Genomic DNA, 15,257 nt, shown 5'->3' on the forward strand with positions numbered 1-15,257 from the left:
ATTACGGACGTCTGAACAGGGTAATGCTGCGTCCGGCCAGTTCGTACTCTACGGTTTCGGTGAACGCTGTCCCGGCGGCAGCGTCATCCGCCGTAGAAAGCTCCAGCACCCATCCTCCTTCGCCAAACTGCGGGATCTGGAACGGCACGGTGCCTTCGAACGGATTAAACAGCATCAGCACGTCGTGCCAGATGCCGTCCTCCTGCTGAAGATCCGGCCTGCTGATGGAGACCCCGAGCGTTGAGCCTTCATCCCACTGCTCGGCCTGCTGCGGACCGCCTCCGGCATTGAACCAGCGGATCTCCAGCCCGTCGCGCCAGCTCTCACGACGCAACAGCGGCTGCTGCGCGCGCAGGGCAATGAGCCGGCGGGTGAACTCGCGCAGCGCCGCGTCGTTTTCGGACAGCCCCTTCCAGTCGATCCATGAGATCTCGCTGTCCTGGCAGTAGCCGTTGTTGTTGCCCTTCTGCGTACGGCCAAACTCGTCCCCCGCCAGCAGCATCGGCGTACCGTGGGAGAAAAGCAGCGTGGTCAGGAAATTACGCTTCTGCCGTTCGCGGGTGGCGATAATGTCCGGGTTCTCCGTCGGCCCTTCTTCGCCATAGTTGTACGACCGGTTATCGTTATGCCCGTCGTTATTGTCCTCGCCGTTGTCGGCGTTGTGCTTCTCGTTGTACGACACCAGGTCATTCAGCGTAAAGCCGTCATGGGCGGTGATAAAGTTGACGCTGGCCCACGGGCGACGCCCGCGCAGGTCGTACAGATCCCCGGAGCCCAGCAGACGCGCGGCAAAGTCCGTCGAGACGTTGTCCCCCTTCCAGTACTCGCGCACGGTATCGCGGTATTTGTCGTTCCACTCTCCCCAGCCTGGCGGGAAGCCACCGACCTGATAGCCGCCGGGGCCAATATCCCAGGGCTCGCCAATTAGCTTGAGCTTAGAGAGCACCGGATCCTGGGTAACGGCGTCGAAAAAGCCCCCGCGCGGGTCGAACCCCTCAGGCTCGCGGCCCAGAATCGTCCCCAGGTCGAAACGAAAACCGTCAATGTGCATGGATTCGGCCCAGTAGCGCAAGGAATCCATCACCATCTGCAGCACGCGCGGGTGGGAGGTATTCACCGTGTTCCCCGTCCCGGTGTCGTTAATGTAATACCGGTGCTGGTCCGGCAGCGTGCGGTAGTAGCTGTAGTTATCAATGCCCTTGAATGAAAGCGTTGGCCCCAGCTCGTTACCTTCCGCCGTGTGGTTGTAGACCACGTCCAGAATCACCTCGATGCCCGCGTCATGATAGGCGCGCACCATGTCGCGAAAGCCCTGGATCCCCGCCGGGCCGTAGTAGCGCGACGCCGGAGCAAAAAAGCCGAGCGTGTTATAGCCCCAGAAGTTCTTCAGGCCACGGTCGAGCAGATGCTGGTCGTCCGGGAACCAGTGAACGGGCAGCAGCTCCACCGAGGTAATGCCCAGACTCTTGATGTAGTCGACCGAGGCTTTGTGTCCCATCCCCTCGAAGGTCCCGCGCAGCTCGGGCGGGATGGCCGGGTTCATCTGGGTAAAGCCCTTCACGTGGCTCTCATAGACGACGGTATGTGGCCAGGGCACGTTTGGCCGGTTGTTGTCCTGCCAGTCAAAAGCGTTCGGGTCGATAACCTTGCATTTCGGCGTGAACGGCGCGCTGTCCCGCGTATCGAAGCTAAGATCCAGTTCGTCATGCCCCAGCTCATAGCCGAAATGGGCGTCGTTCCAGTCGATATCGCCCACCAGTTCACGGGCATACGGGTCAATAAGCAGCTTATGCGGGTTAAAGCGGTGACCGTTTTCCGGATCGTAGGGGCCGTAGACGCGATAGCCGTACAGCGCACCGGGTTTCAGGTCAGGCACATAGCCGTGCCAGACCTCATGGGTATACTCCGGCAGCTCCAGCCGGGCGATTTCTGTTTTCCCGGACGGGTCAAACAGACAGAGCTCCACCCGCTCCGCGTGCGCGGAGAACAGCGCGAAGTTAACGCCCTTCCCGTCATAATTCGCCCCCAACTGCTGGCCATGACCGGCCCGAATTTCAAACGTAGTTTCCTTTGCCATTTTCGTTCTCCACGATTATTCGCAGGTAAGCAGAACCAGTACACATCCCTTTTCTGACGTTAAATCCAGCGTCTCTTGCAGAATGCGGCTTTCACCGCTGAACAGATCCCGATAGCGCTTCCCGGCCAGTTCGTCGGGTATCGCTACCGTGGTATTGACCCACAGCTGATGATTATCGGTGATGCCAAAAACCAGACGCGGCACGGCAACGATCAGCGCCTCCTCGTCTTTAACGCGCGCATAGACAATCAGGTTCTCCTCGCGCTCGCCGGAAACCTTGAGCGGCAGCCAGTCGCCGTAGCGGAAAAGCGCGTCGTAATGCGGTCGAAGCCGCAGCAGCGTGGCGGTGACAAACTGCTTTACCCTGCCTTCCCGCCAGCAGGCCGGGTGTTCAAACACTGAAGCATCCGCCGCGCTGAGGTTTTGCATCAGCGCGTTGAAGTCCGGCTCCCGCCGGTTATCCGGGTCGACGAGGCTAAAGTTGAGCGCCTCGCTGCCCTGATAGATATCCGGCACGCCGGGCGCCGTCAGCTTGATGACCGTCTGGCTGAGGCTGTTCATAAGCCCGGCGCGGATAAAGGGCTGCATCGCCTCGCTGAAATCGTGCAGGAACGGGGCGTTATCCGGGGAAAGCAGATGCCGCGCATAGCTCAGCACCACGCTCTCATAGCTCTCGTTGCTGTCGATCCAGTCGGTGCGCTGCTTCGCCTCGCGAAGCGCTTTCTCAAGGAAGCCGAGGAAACGCGTCTCCAGCGATGCAAGCCCTTCGGCATCGTCAGGCGACAACGTGGCGGGCCAGACGCCCGCCAGCGCCTGATAGATCATCCAGGTATCGGCGGCGTTCGGCGCGGTGCCGTCGTTGAGAAAACGCACCTGGGTCTGGTTCATCTGCCGCCAGCGGGCGAGATTTTCTCCCCAGCGTTCCGGCGCCTCCGTCAGGGTGTAGAGCCGCGCCCGGGCGTCTTCTCCGCGCTTGGTATCGTGCGTGGAGGTGCCCAGCAGCGCGTCGGGCTGACGGGCGAGACGAATGCGCATCTCCTGGTGAAAGCGGGATAACGAGAACGCGCGCGGTGTCGGGTCAGCGCCCACTTCATTGAGCGCAAGCTCAAGGTTCAGACGGAAAAACAGCGTATCTTCCACCGACTTCGCCATCAGCGGCCCGGTCAGCTGCTGGAAGCGGGTTCTGAAAAGCGCGGCGCAGTCGCGGCAATCTTCCGGCAGCTCGCCGGTAAGAATACGCACAATCAGGCTCAGGGCCGCTTCGGACGTATTTACGCCGGCGACCACGCGGCTAAGCAGCGCCACATCAGGCGGGGTTAATCCCTCGCGAGTGCCGTAGGTGCGGTACACCGGAAAGGCGATAAGCAGCTCGCGCAGCGCGTGGCGGATCTCCTCGCGCGGCAGCGCAACGTCATTGCGGCGGGCCAGATCGTCCGCAAGATTTAGCAGCGTGGTGAACTCGCCCTCAAAATTACGATCGGTCATCAGACCCTTGGCATCGCGCAGTTCGACGTGGCGATCGACCGTGACGCCCAGCGTCTCGTCGTGGATTGTCTCCAGGCGCGAGAGGTTATCGTCGTCGACCAGCACCTCCGCCAGCGAGGCGATAAACTCGTAGCCGGTGGTGCCGGAAACCGGCCAGTCGGTGGGGAGCTGCTCTCCCTTCGCGAGAATTTTTTCGACCGTGATGTAACAGTCAGGTCCGGCTGCCTGCCGCAGCTTCTGCAAATAACCCAGCGGATCGGCCAGGCCGTCAATATGGTCAATGCGCAGGCCGTCAACCACGCCCGCGTGAACCAGCTCAAGAATGAGACGGTGCGTATCGTCGAAGACCGCCTCGTCTTCAACCCGTACGCCTACAAGACCGGTGATCTCGAAGAAGCGCCGCCATGAGAGCTGCTTCGGCGCTTCCCGCCAGGACATCAGCCGCCAGCTCTGCGCCTCATGCAGTTCGGCGATGCTTTTATCCTCGCTGTACGTGCCCGGATTAAGCGGGTACGCCGTGTCGTAATAGACCAGAGAGGCTTTATTCGTGACAGGGTCACGTTTTAACGTAATGGCACCCTTCTCCAGCTCCGCCTCAAAGGTGTCGCCGAGAAACGGCAGCGTCAGCGGGCGCGACGCGTCGATATCGAAATAGCGGAAATAGCGGCTCTGCTGGCCATATTCAATCACGTCCCGCCACCAGGCGTTTTCCAGCGAGGTGGACATATGGTTCGGGACAATATCCAGAATCAGCCCCATGCCAGCCTGCCTGACCGCCGCGGCCATGCGGTCAAACCCTGCCCGACCGCCAATCGCGGGGTCAATTTCATTCGGGTTGGTCACGTCATAGCCGTGGGTGGAACCCGTTGTGGCGGTAAACACGGGCGAGGCGTAGAGGTGGCTGATGCCGAGGTCTTTCAGATACGGCACCAGCTCGACAGCGCGGTCAAACGTCATGCCGTTGCGGAACTGAATACGGTACGTGGCGGAAGGGATCATAACGATGCGTCTCCATCAGCAAAGCGAACGACAATACTGTTCGGCGGCAAAACGTCGTTTACCTCCGGCCAGGCGAAGCGCGTCTCCCCTGCGAGCGCGGGTACGTCGACAGGCTTAGGGCCGATATTGAGCGCCAGAGAGAGCGTCCCGGACGGGAAGCGCCAGCTCACCGCCACCATGCCGGGCGCGGTCTCGATCATCTTGCCTTCAACGATGCCGCCCTGATGCAGAAGCGGAACGATATAGCGATGGCGCAACGTCAGCAGGTGGCGGGTGAAGCGCAGCCACGTTTTCCCTTCGTCGGTAGCAATCTTATGCCAGTCGAGCTTTGAGCGAACGAAGGTGTTAACGTCGTTCGGGTCCGGGACGGCTTCATCGTGCCCGGCGTGGCCGGTAAACTCTTTCGCGCGCCCTTCCCGCACCGCTTTTGCCAGGTCGCCGTGAAAATCGGTGAAGAACAGGAACGGATGCGTTTCACCGAACTCCTCGCCCATAAACAGCAGCGGGATATGAGGAGAGAGCAGCAACGCGGCAAGCAGCACCCGCGTCCTGTCGGCCCCCGCGAGGGTGATGAGCCGCTCCCCCTGGGCGCGATTCCCGGTCTGATCGTGGTTCTGAATGAAATCGACGAAGAACTGCGGCGGCTGGGTACGACACTCCACCCCGCGAGATTCTCCGGTTTGCAGCGAAATCTCGCCCTGGTAGACAAACCCTTCCGCCAGCGCACGGGCGAACTTTTTCTCCGGCTCACACGCAAAATCCTGGTAGTAGGCGTGCGTTTCGCCGGTGGCAAACACGTGGGCAGCGTTGTGGAAGTCATCATTCCACTCGGCGGTAAACAGCGGCGTGTTGCCCTGTTCATCGCGCGGATGCAGGAAAATCACGTTGCGGCTGTCTTCCGTGGTCAGGTGAACGTGACGGTGCGGGATCGCCTCGCGGATCTTCGCGGCAATCTCCTCCAGAATGTGCGTCCCGAAGCTGTCTTTAATCTGGTCGATGGCATCAAAGCGCAGGCCATCCAGACGGTACTCCGTCAGCCAGTAGAGCGGTGCGTCGGAGATGTACTGCCTCACCGGCTCGCGCTCGTAAGCGATACCGTTGCCCCACGGCGTCATCCGCTGCGCATCAAAAAACGCGGGCGACAGCAGCGGGAGATAATTCCCCTCCGGGCCGAAGTGGTTGAGCACGATATCCAGCACCACGGAAAGCCCCAGCCCGTGCGCGGCGTCGATAAACGCGTGAAAATCCTCCGGCGTACCGTAGGCAGCGTGCGGGGCATACAGCAGCACGCCGTCGTAGCCCCAGCCGCGGGTTCCGCCAAACTGGGAAACGGGCATCACTTCAAGCTGGGTGATACCGAGCTCCGCCAGATAGGGCAGCTTGTCGATGGCCGCCCGGAAGGTGCCCTCTGGGGTAAAGGTGCCGACGTGCAGCTCGTAAATGACCGTCTCTTCCCACGGCCGCCCTGCCCAGTCCCGGTTAACCGGCTGATAGCGTCGGGGATTAATAACAACCGATGGCCCGTTAACGTCGCCCTTTTGCGCGCGCGATGCCGGGTCGGGTACCGTCATGCCGTCCTGCAGGACAAACTGATACTCTGCACCGTGCGTGACGCCAGAAACGTCTGCCTGGAACCAGCCGTGCCCCACCGCCGTCATCGGCACGTCGGTGGCGGCCAGACGTAGCGTAAGTTCTTTCTGTCCTTCTGCCCAGACGCGAAAACGTACCACGTCATCGGAAATAAACTCAGCACCCCACTGCTTTTGAAATGTCCTGAATTCCATTCATTGTCCTCGAATGACCCACATTTTACGCGGAACGAAGTACAAGCTTAGTTCAGGATCACAAGTGCGTGAGATCAGCGGATTTAACCGCGTCGTCTATTCTTTAGGAATAACTCACTATCGGGAATACTATGCAGATTCGAAAAGGATTAAATACGGACCTCGTCCGTCTTGAATGTTGTGACTTTTCTTTCACCATTAGCCACATTGCGCGAGAGCCCTTTATCCATTGTGATTTGCATATTGAAGCCGTCGCCGAGCCCTGGATAAAAACCTACGAACGCGACATCCAAACCCTTGAAAACCATTGCGTTAATCCGGACGCCATATTTCTTGTTGCGGAAACCGATGACGGTGAATTAGCCGGATTTATTACCGCATCAATCGGCTGGAATAAATTTATTTCAGTGGATTATATTGCCGTTGATCGCACCAGACGCAGAACCGGCGCCGCGCAAAAATTAATGGCTGCCGCGCACGTGTGGGCCCGCAGCGTAAACGCGCCGGGATTACGGCTTGAAACACAAAATGTGAACGTCTCTGCCTGTCTGTTTTACCGTAACTACGGGTTCACCCTGGGCGGGTACGATCGTTATCTCTACAACGCCTTACCGGAAAAAGACGAGGTCGCCCTGTTCTGGTATTACATGCTGGTGTAGCGACGCTGCCTTCATATTTCTGTCATTGAACTTCATTACGCTTTCGGGATTTTAACCACGGTGTTGAGGAAAGAAGTGTGAATTCAATGGCTAAGGCATTACTGCTGGCATTACCCGTTTTGAGTGCAGCGGCGACGGCCGCTGAGCGCGAGCTGTGTGAACCCAAAGCGTACGAAATGGCGCTGCGCTATCAGCAGAAATCGGCTGAGATTCTGGCCCTTCAGCTGCAGACGTATCGGTTTGCCACCGAGCGTTTCAACGAAAAATTAAAAGATCTGAAAACACCTGAAAATTACGCCGTGGTGATGGACCTGGATGAAACGGTGCTGGATAACACCCCTCTGCTGGTGCGCGACATGGCGCAGTGTCACGACTATACGAAATGGGATACCTGGAGCGACTGGGAAAAACAGGGAAAACCCGGCTTAATCCCAGGAGCGAAGGCGTTTCTTGACCATGTGAATCAAAGCAAGGTCCGCATCTATTATGTTTCGGACCGTATGCAGGAAAACAAAGCCGACACGCTGAAGACGTTAAACGCTCTCGGCCTGCCGCAGGTATCTGACGAAAGCGTGCTGCTGGATACGGTCAGCAAGGAAGAGCGCCGTCAGAGCATCCTCAAAAAGCAGCAGATCGTGATGCTGTTCGGCGACAGCCTGCCGGACTTCGCCGTACAGTTCAAAAACAAAAAACCGAGCGAGCAGCAGCGTGAGCTGGTTGAAGCCAGCGCCGAACACTTCGGCAACGACTGGATTGTGCTCCCAAATGCCGCTTATGGTGCCTGGTCCAGGGCCACGCTGGATAGCTGGAACGCACCGCTGAAAAAATAACGCTTTACGGGCCGGGAATGGCTTCACCACCACCCGGCTGTTGCGCTGTGCTATTTATCTCGTTTATAGGTCCTATCATTTCTGAGCAGGTTCTTATAATTTTACGGAGCAGTAAGATGAGCACTTTCAAAGGAGACTCGTATGCTTACCGTGAAAAAACTTGCTCTTTCCACGCTGATTTCCAGTTCATTGCTGTTCTACCCTGCGCTGCAGGCCTCGGCAGAAACGCCGCAGCACGTCGTTAAACAACCGGCGGGCGGTTACAGCGTGCAGGTCGGTGACGTTCTGGTAACGTCGTTTACGGACGGGACCGTTGCGCAGGATCTGCATAAGCTACTGCGCCGTACAACGCCGCAAAACATTGATGCACTGCTCGCGAAAAACTTTCAGACCAACCCGGCGGAAGTGTCCATCAACGCCTTCCTGATTGCGATGCCCGGACACAAAATCCTGGTGGATACCGGTTCCGGCCAGCTCTTTGGCCCCGGCAACGGCGGACGTCTGATTGAGAGCCTCGCCACCCAGGGGATCAAACCCGAGGACATTACTGAAGTCTTGCTAACCCACGCCCATTCCGACCACGCGGGCGGCCTGGTGAAAGACGGCAAGGTGGTGTTCAGCAACGCGCGCGTTTTCGTTGGCAAACCGGACATCGACTTTTTCTTTAACGACGACAATCAGAAGAAAACCGGCTACGGCAAGAACTATTTCGATGTCGCACAGAAGACCTTAAAACCCTATCTTGACGCGGGTAAAGTGGTGCCGTTTAGCGGCACATCGGAGATTCTTCCGGGGCTGACCGGCACGGTTCATCCCGGACACACGCCGGGATCAGCCTTCTACACGCTGACAAGTAAAGGCGAGAAGATCACCTTTGTCGGCGACATCATTCACGCAGCGGCGGTCCAGTTCCCGCAGCCTGCGGTGACCATCACCTACGATGAAGATGAGAACAAAGCGGCAAGCGTACGCGAGCATGCATTCGCTGACTTTGTGAAAAATAAAGACCTTATTGCCGCGCCCCATCTGCCTTTCCCGGGCATCGGCTATGTGACGAAAGGTGAGAAAGGCGGCTATGCCTGGGTCCCTGTCACCTATACCAACCGGGACGCCAGCGGCGCGAAGTAGAGTGATGTCGCGTATATCTGACATGGACATAGACCTGCTCCTGGCGCTGGACGCCCTGCTTCAGGACAGGAACATCACTCATGCGGCCACGCGGCTGGGCATCAGCCAACCCGCCCTCTCTGCCCGCCTGGCGCGTCTGCGCACGCTCTTTGGCGAACCGCTGTTTATTCCCTCCCCGCATGGACGCGGGGTATTGCCCACGCCGCGAGCGGAAGCGCTCAGGCCGCAGGTGGCAAGCGTGCTGCACGGCATCAGCGCGATGTTTGCGCCCATCGCGTTTGAGGCGCAAACCAGCAGCCGGACATTTGTTATCGCGCTGCATGAAAACCCGGCGCTGATGCTCGGCACCGCGCTGCTTAACCAGGTGAGTACCGATGCCCCCGGCATCCGCCTGCGCTTCGCCCTTCCGGAGATAGTAGACCTGCCGCAGCAGCTGGAAAACGGTGATGTGGATATCTACATCGGCGTGAGCGCGGGCGCCCATGACGGATGGGTGAGGCGCAAACTTCTCGACGACGCGTTTGCCACCGCCCAGCGCAAAGCTCATCCGCGTGGAACAGGTTCGTTAGATTTGGAAAGTTACTGCGCGCTTTCCCATCTGGTGGTGTCGTCGGCGGGAGATCCCTTTACCGGATTTATCGACCAAACCCTCGCCGGGCTGGGCTATCAGCGACACGTTGCCATGTCCACCCAGAGCTACGCTATGGCGCCTGCGCTGGTTGCCGGTACCGACCTGGTATGTACCCTGCCGGAACGGATGCTGAAGCAGTTTGCCAGCACGCTGGATATTTTCCCACCGCCGCTGCCGCTCCAGCCGATAACCATCAACATGTACTGGCACCCGAAAAACAGCCAGGATCCGGCGAACGCCTGGCTGCGCGGGCAGCTGCTGCGGGCTGCCGGACGTCAGGTGTGATCGAGCGTGACCAGAAACTTTTTAAGCACTTCTGAACGAATAATCCGGTGGCAAACCAGGGTGAGTTCGCTCTCCCGCAGCCGGTCGAGGATGTCCACGTAGACGACATTCTCAACGCTCACTGCCTTTGCCGACGCGGGCAGCAGCGCCAGCCCAAATCCGGCCGCAACAAGGCTTATCACCGTGGGCACGTCGGTCGCATTTTGCACCACGCCCGGCTGAAAGCCCGCCCCGCTGCAGGCGTCATAGAAGTACTGCTCCAGCCCCATTCCCTCCGGATCGCGCAGCGAGATCCATTTTTCGTCTTTCACCGACGAAAGCGTCAGCGCGGACGATCCGGCGAGCGGATGCTGACGAGAGAGCGCCAGCACCGTTTTCTCCGAGGTGAACGGCCGGCTTTGCAGATCGTCAGGCAGCGACGGCAGCGGCGCGCGGATGATGGCCACGTCCAGCTGGTTGCTCTGTACGGCGGCGTAGAGCGTCTGCACATTTCCCGTCATCAGGGACATGGTAATGGCCGGCCAGCGGCTGTGCATCTGGCGCAGCGCGGCGGGCAGCCTGCCGTCAAACATCGCACTCGACACGCACCCCAGGTTTAACTCCCCCTGCTCGCCCCGTGCCGTTTGTCTGGCATCCAGCACCGCCTGCTCGGTCAACGAGATGGCAAGCCGGGCTTTGACCAGAAACGCTTCGCCCGCGGGCGTTAGGGTTAAGCGGCGGTTCGCCCGGCTGAAAAGCGTGACGCCTAAACGTTCTTCCAGCGCCTTTATCTGCTGGCTCAGCGCCGGTTGGGCGATATTCAGACGCTCGGCGGCCCGGTGCATGTGGAGCTCTTCGGCTACGACAATGAAGTGGCGCATCTGACGAAACTGCACGAGACGCCTCCCTGTATTGATATAAATTTACTTATCAATTTAACAGAAATGATGAAATTGATGCTATTGGTCTTTGCCATAAAAATGGATGTATTCAACCGAGGGAGGAAAATATGGAAAACCAAGTCAACGATCTCCGCAGCGCCATCGCCTTACTGCGGCGCCACAAAGGCCAGTATATTGAAACCGATCATCCGGTCGATCCCAACGCGGAACTGGCGGGTGTCTACCGCCATATCGGCGCAGGCGGCACGGTAAAACGTCCGACCCGCTCGGGTCCGGCCATGATGTTCAACAGCGTTAAGGGCTATCCGGGCTCCCGCATTCTGGTGGGCATGCACGCCAGCCGCGAGCGCGCGGCGCTGCTGTTAGGCTGCGAACCGTCTGAACTGGCAAAACACGTTGGCCAGGCGGTGAAAAAGCCGGTCGCACCGGTTGTTGTTCCGGCCTCGCAGGCCCCCTGCCAGGAACAGGTCTTCTACGCTGACGATCCTGACTTCGATCTTCGCAAATTGCTTCCGGCACCGACCAATACGCCAATTGATGCCGGTCCGTTTTTCTGCCTGGGGCTGGTGCTGGCAAGCGATCCGGAAGACAGCTCGCTGACGGATGTCACCATTCACCGCCTCTGCGTGCAGGAGCGCGACGAGCTTTCCATGTTCCTTGCCGCCGGGCGACATATCGAAGTCTTCCGTAAAAAAGCGGAGGATGCCGGAAAACCGCTGCCGGTGACGATCAACATGGGTCTCGACCCCGCCATCTATATCGGCGCATGCTTTGAGGCCCCTACCACGCCGTTTGGCTACAACGAGCTGGGCGTCGCCGGGGCGCTGCGCCAGCAGCCGGTCGAGCTGGTGCAGGGCGTGGAGGTCAAAGAGAAAGCCATCGCACGGGCGGAAATCATCATCGAAGGCGAACTGCTTCCGGGCGTGCGCGTAAGAGAGGATCAGCATACCAACACTGGCCACGCAATGCCGGAGTTCCCGGGCTATTGCGGTGAGGCGAATCCCTCCCTGCCGGTGATCAAAGTGAAAGCCGTGACCATGCGCAACCACGCGATCCTGCAGACGCTGGTGGGACCGGGGGAAGAACATACCACGCTGGCCGGACTGCCGACCGAGGCCAGCATCCGTAATGCCGTTGAAGAGGCAATTCCGGGCTTCCTGCAAAACGTCTATGCCCATACCGCGGGCGGCGGTAAGTTCCTCGGCATATTGCAGGTGAAAAAACGCCAGCCGTCAGACGAAGGACGCCAGGGCCAGGCGGCGCTCATCGCCTTAGCCACCTATTCGGAGCTGAAAAACATTATTCTTGTCGACGAAGATGTGGATATTTTCGACAGCGACGACATCCTGTGGGCGATGACGACGCGCATGCAGGGCGATGTGAGCATCACCAATATTCCGGGGATCCGCGGCCACCAGCTGGATCCGTCCCAGTCGCCGGATTACAGCACCTCGATTCGCGGCAACGGCATTTCCTGCAAGACGATCTTCGACTGCACGGTGCCGTGGGCGCTGAAGGACCGCTTCGAGCGCGCGCCGTTTATGGAAGTGGATCCACGTCCGTGGGCGCCGGAGCTGTTTGCCGATAAGAAATAAAATCACGCGCGTATGGCCCGCAGGTCATACGCGTATTTTCTTTTCAAGCGTGGCGATATTTTCACCCGCCACGCGTTCAACAGTGAAACGATCGACGCTCAGCAATATGAGCATCAGCCCCCTGCCGCTCTCCAGCAGCGGCGACATTTCGCAGAAACGGTCTCGGCGGGCGATCTCAAGACGCTCCTGCGGGAACGCGTCACCCGCGTCGGTAAAAACAAGGCTGACGTCATGGCCGCGGATGGCGAACTGTACGCTAAAGACGCTCGAATTATCCTCATGAAGCGCGTAGCGGATGATATTCGTTGCCACTTCACAAACGGCGAGATCGAAGGCGAAACGCCACTCGTCATCGACGGGAAGCGCGCTCAGCCTGTCTCTCAGCCAGTCGGACAGCGGCGTCAGGGACGCGACCGCCGCCGGAAATTCAGCATGCTCTGGCCTCTGCATCTACTGCCCCAGCTGCGCAAGCGCGCTATGTTTATCCGGATAGATACGGAAGATGCGATCCATTCGGGTCAGGGTGAACATGTTCATGATCCCGGGGTTCAGAGAGCACAGCGCCATGTCACCTTTCCCGTTCATCAGCTTAAACAACGACACCAGCATCCCCAGCCCGCTGCTGTCGATGAAATCCACTTTGCTAAAGTCGACGATTAAGGCTTTACGATCGCTGCCGATTTCCTCCGTCACGGACGCTTTAAACGTCGCAGCAACGGAGGCGTCCAGTCGTCGGACCGCGGGCGTGAGAATGTTGGCATGCGGTAATCGTTCGGTGTTAATTATCATTCTGTTCTCCCTGACGCTCAATCACGAGCAGTGACACGTCATCGGTTAAGGCGATCGGTTCATCACGGTTTGCATTGCGCCAGCTGGTCAGGTGGTCACCGAACCGCGGCAGGAGCTGGTCAACGGGGAGCCGGGCATGCTCATGAAGCCAGCGTTCGAGACGTTGCGGGCCAAACTGCTCGCCGCTGACGTTCTCACACTCGGTAATACCGTCACTGAATAAGCATAAGCGATCCCCCGGATGGAGGGTAAACGCGACGTCTTCCCAGCTCAGATCCGGGATTAGCCCGACCGGCGGTCCGCCATCGCCCACGGACGTGACGGCGCTGTCCGCGTTCACAATGACGGGAGTAGGATGCCCGGCCTGGCACAGCCACCCTTCGCCAGTCTCTGGATCGATCACGCCGTAAATGAGCGTGAAATAACTGGTGATGTCGCTCTCTTCACTGCAAAAGCGGCTGTTCAACATCCTGACAACCTCCGCAGGTGACTGAATCCCCCCCTCTTCGGTAAACAGAAAGCGATCCACCACCCGGCCATGTAAAAACTGGCGAGCCACCGCGAGGGACATCATCGCGGCCCCCACGCCGTGACCCGAGACATCAACGCAATAGAATCCCAGATGTGAATCCAGAGGGAAAATATTGAACACATCGCCCGAAACCCAGGCTGACGGCAGGAAAAGCCAGTCGGAGAAGTAGTCGCCATAGCGTAAGCGGCGTGAAGGCAGCACCGAGTGCTGAACGCGCGCAGCCAGTTCCAGATCTTTTTCAATCTGATGCAACGCTTCACTCAGGCGCTTGTTGTGCGCCGCGAGGGTCGCCTCCAGCGTAAGAATACGGACCCCGGCATGGAGCCGCGCCCGCAGTTCAGCCTGCTCAACGGGCTTACTCAAAAAATCATCCGCTCCGGCATCAAACCCCTGCGTCACGTCCCCGGCATTCTCGCGGGCCGTCAACAGGATGATATACACGTAGCGGCCAAACTGACGGTTGCGGATGGTCTGACACAGCGTCAGTCCGTCCATTTCCGGCATTTCCCAGTCGCTTATCACCATGCTGACCGGCTGGCTGGACAAGATTTCCAGCGCGTCGACACCGTTTACCGCCTCGCTCACGATATATCCCCACTGGGTGAGCATTCGGGAGAGTAACCGACGATAAATCAGCGAATCTTCAACGATTAACACGTGCAGCGCCGACATACATCCCTCCTAAAGCGGTAAGAACCAGATGAGGCTCACGGTCCCTTCCCTGAATTTTGCATTCCCGTTGCCGTGCCCCGGATAGCGCGTTCCTGCATAATTCGCGTACTGGATGGAGAACGAACCCGGCGTATAGCCGGCATAACCGAAGCTGTAGCTGTAATCGCCGTTCCAGGGCTGCTGCTGGCTGCTGTCCGGGAACCAGAATGCCGTCGCGCGAACGAAGAAATGTTGTTTGAAGGTGTAGCCACAGCCGCCGAGCATGACGTTTTTATTTTTGCGGATGTCATCGCTGCTGAGGTCGTAGTAGCGCGGTGCCCAGCTGTACCCGACCTGGCAAATGATGGAATCCCCTTTATTAATCAGGAGCGTGTTTTCAACCGGTTTCGGTAGCGAAAACTTATAGGCCAGCGTGAAGGCGCCCTGTTCGAAATAGGTGTGTCGTCGGCTGCCCGATGTCCAGAAATGGTTATCGCCGTAGTTGCTGTAAACCAGACTCACGGTGTTGGCGTGCCAGTCATCGTAGCCGAAGCTGTAGCGAAAATCGGCGGTATAGCGGCTGGTGTCTCTGACCGGCAGTCGGGACGTAATGTTGGCAAACCAGAAGCTGTAGGGGGAATACTGTAAGCTGAGATTCAGCGTCTGGTTAATCTTTTTCTTTTCCGTGGCGGTGTCTGAACTGTTAGGAATGCTCATCCACTGCTCTTTCAGTCCCGAGCTAAAGCTCAGCGCACCTGAGAATTTCTTGTCGTTACCCGAGAACAGGCGCCCCCAACGGCTGGTAAAAACGCCTGCCTGAACGGGTTCACCGTTCTTATCGCGCAGGGTTTCTTTATCACTGCTTTGCGCCGCCTCCGCGGTGGGTATCGCGGCGAGCAGCACGCCCGCCAGAAGCCATTTTTCGCGCATA

General features: G+C 58.6%; 13 protein-coding genes. 5 read left to right on the forward strand and 8 right to left on the reverse strand.

The features are described from left to right. Window position 1 precedes the first annotated feature (1 nt). From glgX to treZ, 3 genes are read right to left on the reverse strand one after another with little or no spacing between them, the layout of a single operon-like run. Window positions 2-2,077, reverse strand: coding sequence for a glycogen debranching protein GlgX (glgX, locus tag IM313_RS10615; protein ID WP_028013184.1), 2,076 nt, complete (start codon window positions 2,075-2,077; stop codon window positions 2-4). A 15-nt stretch (window positions 2,078-2,092) separates the two neighbouring features. Beyond that, a complete protein-coding gene (gene treY, locus IM313_RS10620; protein WP_192971078.1) occupies window positions 2,093-4,561 on the reverse strand; it encodes a malto-oligosyltrehalose synthase in 2,469 nt (822 codons plus the stop codon). Beyond that, window positions 4,558-6,345, reverse strand: a complete 1,788-nt coding sequence (gene treZ / locus IM313_RS10625) for a malto-oligosyltrehalose trehalohydrolase (RefSeq protein ID WP_192971079.1) — start codon at window positions 6,343-6,345, stop codon at window positions 4,558-4,560. Before treZ ends, treY begins: the two co-directional genes overlap by 4 nt. A gap of 131 nt (window positions 6,346-6,476) precedes the next feature. Between treZ and IM313_RS10630 the strand changes: the two genes are divergently transcribed. From IM313_RS10630 to IM313_RS10645, 4 genes are all read left to right on the forward strand, one after another. After that, window positions 6,477-7,004 (forward strand): N-acetyltransferase, encoded by a 528-nt coding sequence (locus tag IM313_RS10630; protein ID WP_192971080.1) that lies wholly within the window; start codon window positions 6,477-6,479, stop codon window positions 7,002-7,004. A gap of 86 nt (window positions 7,005-7,090) precedes the next feature. Then, the gene (locus IM313_RS10635; RefSeq protein WP_180216685.1) at window positions 7,091-7,834 is read left to right on the forward strand and encodes a 5'-nucleotidase, lipoprotein e(P4) family; all 744 of its coding nucleotides are present in this window, start codon (window positions 7,091-7,093) and stop codon (window positions 7,832-7,834) included. Between the two features lie 141 nt (window positions 7,835-7,975). After that, complete coding sequence (locus tag IM313_RS10640) at window positions 7,976-8,962, forward strand: MBL fold metallo-hydrolase (RefSeq protein WP_048999583.1); 987 nt, start codon at window positions 7,976-7,978, stop codon at window positions 8,960-8,962. A gap of 4 nt (window positions 8,963-8,966) precedes the next feature. Further along, window positions 8,967-9,878, forward strand: a complete 912-nt coding sequence (locus IM313_RS10645) for a LysR family transcriptional regulator (protein ID WP_192971081.1) — start codon at window positions 8,967-8,969, stop codon at window positions 9,876-9,878. Here IM313_RS10645 and IM313_RS10650 read toward each other — a convergent pair. Continuing rightward, the gene (locus tag IM313_RS10650) at window positions 9,869-10,753 is read right to left on the reverse strand and encodes a LysR substrate-binding domain-containing protein (protein ID WP_048999585.1); all 885 of its coding nucleotides are present in this window, start codon (window positions 10,751-10,753) and stop codon (window positions 9,869-9,871) included. The genes IM313_RS10645 and IM313_RS10650 overlap by 10 nt on opposite strands. A gap of 113 nt (window positions 10,754-10,866) precedes the next feature. Here IM313_RS10650 and IM313_RS10655 point away from each other — a divergent pair, with 113 nt between their 5' ends. Continuing rightward, on the forward strand, window positions 10,867-12,354 hold the full coding sequence (locus tag IM313_RS10655) for a UbiD family decarboxylase (protein ID WP_192971082.1): 1,488 nt from the start codon (window positions 10,867-10,869) through the stop codon (window positions 12,352-12,354). A gap of 24 nt (window positions 12,355-12,378) precedes the next feature. Here the strand turns inward: IM313_RS10655 and IM313_RS10660 are convergent, their stop codons facing one another. Genes IM313_RS10660 through IM313_RS10675 form a run of 4 tightly spaced genes read right to left on the reverse strand, consistent with a single transcriptional unit; the run spans window position 12,379 to window position 15,256 of the window. After that, window positions 12,379-12,804, reverse strand: a complete 426-nt coding sequence (locus tag IM313_RS10660; protein ID WP_192971083.1) for an ATP-binding protein — start codon at window positions 12,802-12,804, stop codon at window positions 12,379-12,381. Then, window positions 12,805-13,143, reverse strand: a complete 339-nt coding sequence (locus tag IM313_RS10665; RefSeq protein WP_028013194.1) for an STAS domain-containing protein — start codon at window positions 13,141-13,143, stop codon at window positions 12,805-12,807. After that, window positions 13,133-14,347, reverse strand: a complete 1,215-nt coding sequence (locus IM313_RS10670; protein ID WP_192971084.1) for a PP2C family protein-serine/threonine phosphatase — start codon at window positions 14,345-14,347, stop codon at window positions 13,133-13,135. Before IM313_RS10670 ends, IM313_RS10665 begins: the two co-directional genes overlap by 11 nt. Before the next feature lie 9 nt (window positions 14,348-14,356). Next, window positions 14,357-15,256, reverse strand: coding sequence for a hypothetical protein (locus IM313_RS10675; protein ID WP_192971085.1), 900 nt, complete (start codon window positions 15,254-15,256; stop codon window positions 14,357-14,359). Between the last annotated feature and the right edge of the window lies 1 nt (window position 15,257).

Source organism: Enterobacter cloacae complex sp. P2B (assembly GCF_014895985.1).
Taxonomy (GTDB): Bacteria; Pseudomonadota; Gammaproteobacteria; order Enterobacterales; family Enterobacteriaceae; genus Enterobacter; species Enterobacter bugandensis.

What these genes read in the sequence shown, in the direction of transcription:
- IM313_RS10645 (WP_192971081.1), top strand. Translation starts at nt 8,967, where the DNA reads ATGTCGCGTATATCTGACATGGACATAGACCTGCTCCTGGCGCTGGAC.
- IM313_RS10640 (WP_048999583.1), top strand. Translation starts at nt 7,976, where the DNA reads ATGCTTACCGTGAAAAAACTTGCTCTTTCCACGCTGATTTCCAGTTCA.
- IM313_RS10660 (WP_192971083.1), bottom strand. Translation starts at nt 12,804, where the DNA reads ATGCAGAGGCCAGAGCATGCTGAATTTCCGGCGGCGGTCGCGTCCCTG.
- treY (WP_192971078.1), bottom strand. Translation starts at nt 4,561, where the DNA reads ATGATCCCTTCCGCCACGTACCGTATTCAGTTCCGCAACGGCATGACG.
- IM313_RS10675 (WP_192971085.1), bottom strand. Translation starts at nt 15,256, where the DNA reads ATGCGCGAAAAATGGCTTCTGGCGGGCGTGCTGCTCGCCGCGATACCC.
- IM313_RS10670 (WP_192971084.1), bottom strand. Translation starts at nt 14,347, where the DNA reads ATGTCGGCGCTGCACGTGTTAATCGTTGAAGATTCGCTGATTTATCGT.
- IM313_RS10655 (WP_192971082.1), top strand. Translation starts at nt 10,867, where the DNA reads ATGGAAAACCAAGTCAACGATCTCCGCAGCGCCATCGCCTTACTGCGG.
- IM313_RS10665 (WP_028013194.1), bottom strand. Translation starts at nt 13,143, where the DNA reads ATGATAATTAACACCGAACGATTACCGCATGCCAACATTCTCACGCCC.
- IM313_RS10630 (WP_192971080.1), top strand. Translation starts at nt 6,477, where the DNA reads ATGCAGATTCGAAAAGGATTAAATACGGACCTCGTCCGTCTTGAATGT.
- treZ (WP_192971079.1), bottom strand. Translation starts at nt 6,345, where the DNA reads ATGGAATTCAGGACATTTCAAAAGCAGTGGGGTGCTGAGTTTATTTCC.
- IM313_RS10635 (WP_180216685.1), top strand. Translation starts at nt 7,091, where the DNA reads ATGGCTAAGGCATTACTGCTGGCATTACCCGTTTTGAGTGCAGCGGCG.
- glgX (WP_028013184.1), bottom strand. Translation starts at nt 2,077, where the DNA reads ATGGCAAAGGAAACTACGTTTGAAATTCGGGCCGGTCATGGCCAGCAG.